The 1,194-nt window shown below is 53.6% G+C and carries 10 tRNA genes and 1 rRNA gene; all 11 read left to right on the forward strand.

What is annotated here, in order from left to right:
* The first annotated feature begins 138 nt into the window (after positions 1-138).
* The 11 genes from rrf (at position 139) to Q5741_RS21500 (ending at position 1,193) form a co-directional block, all read left to right on the forward strand.
* Positions 139-255 (forward strand): 5S ribosomal RNA (gene rrf, locus Q5741_RS21450).
* 25 nt (positions 256-280) lie between these two features.
* Positions 281-357, forward strand: a tRNA-Ile gene (locus tag Q5741_RS21455).
* A 21-nt stretch (positions 358-378) separates the two neighbouring features.
* Positions 379-454 (forward strand) — tRNA-Ala (locus Q5741_RS21460).
* A 4-nt stretch (positions 455-458) separates the two neighbouring features.
* Positions 459-534: transfer RNA gene (locus Q5741_RS21465), tRNA-Asn, on the forward strand.
* 37 nt (positions 535-571) lie between these two features.
* Positions 572-645 (forward strand) — tRNA-Met (locus tag Q5741_RS21470).
* Positions 646-648: 3 nt separating this feature from the next.
* Positions 649-740, forward strand: a tRNA-Ser gene (locus Q5741_RS21475).
* Positions 741-761: 21 nt separating this feature from the next.
* A tRNA-Glu gene (locus tag Q5741_RS21480) sits at positions 762-836 on the forward strand.
* Between the two features lie 17 nt (positions 837-853).
* Positions 854-926: transfer RNA gene (locus Q5741_RS21485), tRNA-Val, on the forward strand.
* A gap of 6 nt (positions 927-932) precedes the next feature.
* Positions 933-1,006, forward strand: a tRNA-Met gene (locus tag Q5741_RS21490).
* A gap of 7 nt (positions 1,007-1,013) precedes the next feature.
* Positions 1,014-1,090, forward strand: a tRNA-Asp gene (locus Q5741_RS21495).
* Positions 1,091-1,120: 30 nt separating this feature from the next.
* Positions 1,121-1,193 (forward strand) — tRNA-Thr (locus Q5741_RS21500).
* Position 1,194 lies beyond the last annotated feature (1 nt).

A 1,194-nucleotide genomic window follows, 5' to 3' on the forward strand; every position in this document is an offset into this window, starting at 1 on the left:
AGTGCAGCAATGCATGGAGCTGACCAGTACTAATCGGTCGAGGGCTTATCCTACAAGCTTGCCGGAGACATCCGGTAAGCAGCTAGATCGCATGTTTGTTTCGGATCCAGTTTTCAAGGTGCAAAACCTTGTTATTCGTTTGGTGGCGATAGCGGAGGGGTTCCACACGTACCCATCCCGAACACGACCGTTAAGCCCTCCAGCGCCGATGGTACTTGGACCGCAGGGTCCTGGGAGAGTAGGACGTTGCCAAGCGACTCTTTACAGAGTAAATATATTAGGGCCCTTAGCTCAGCTGGTTAGAGCGCACCCCTGATAAGGGTGAGGTCGGTGGTTCGAGTCCACTAGGGCCCACCATATAAACTTTATATTTGATATGGGGCCATAGCTCAGCTGGGAGAGCGCCTGCCTTGCAAGCAGGAGGTCAGCGGTTCGATCCCGCTTGGCTCCACCAATATTCCCTGATAGCTCAGTTGGTAGAGCACTCGACTGTTAATCGAGTTGTCACAGGTTCGAGTCCTGTTCGGGGAGCCATATACACATTTCCAGTGTAACTGGTTTATATTAAAGTGGCGGTGTAGCTCAGCTGGCTAGAGCGTACGGTTCATACCCGTGAGGTCGGGGGTTCGATCCCCTCCGCCGCTACTCGGAGAGATACCCAAGTGGCTATAAGGGGACCCTCTGCTAAGGGGTTAGACTGCGTAAGTGGTGCGAGGGTTCGAATCCCTCTCTCTCCGCCATCCTTATCATCATTATAGTAAGGCCCGTTGGTCAAGGGGTTAAGACACCTCCCTTTCACGGAGGTAACAGGGGTTCGAATCCCCTACGGGTCACCAATATTTTTCAAGCCTATGGAGGCTTAGCTCAGCTGGGAGAGCATCTGCCTTACAAGCAGAGGGTCGGGGGTTCGATCCCCTCAGCCTCCATACTGACGCGGGGTGGAGCAGCTCGGTAGCTCGTCGGGCTCATAACCCGAAGGCCGCAGGTTCAAATCCTGCCCCCGCAATTAACGTGGAACTGTGGTGTAGAGGCCTAACATGCCTGCCTGTCACGCAGGAGACCGCGGGTTCGAATCCCGTCAGTTCCGCCATTTAACTTTTAATTGCAATACATGTTTTTAGCCGGTGTAGCTCAATTGGTAGAGCAACTGACTTGTAATCAGTAGGTTGGGGGTTCAAGTCCTCTCGCCGGCAC

Origin of the sequence: Paenibacillus lacisoli (assembly GCF_030580655.1) — a bacterium.
Taxonomy (GTDB): Bacteria; Bacillota; Bacilli; order Paenibacillales; family Paenibacillaceae; genus Paenibacillus; species Paenibacillus lacisoli.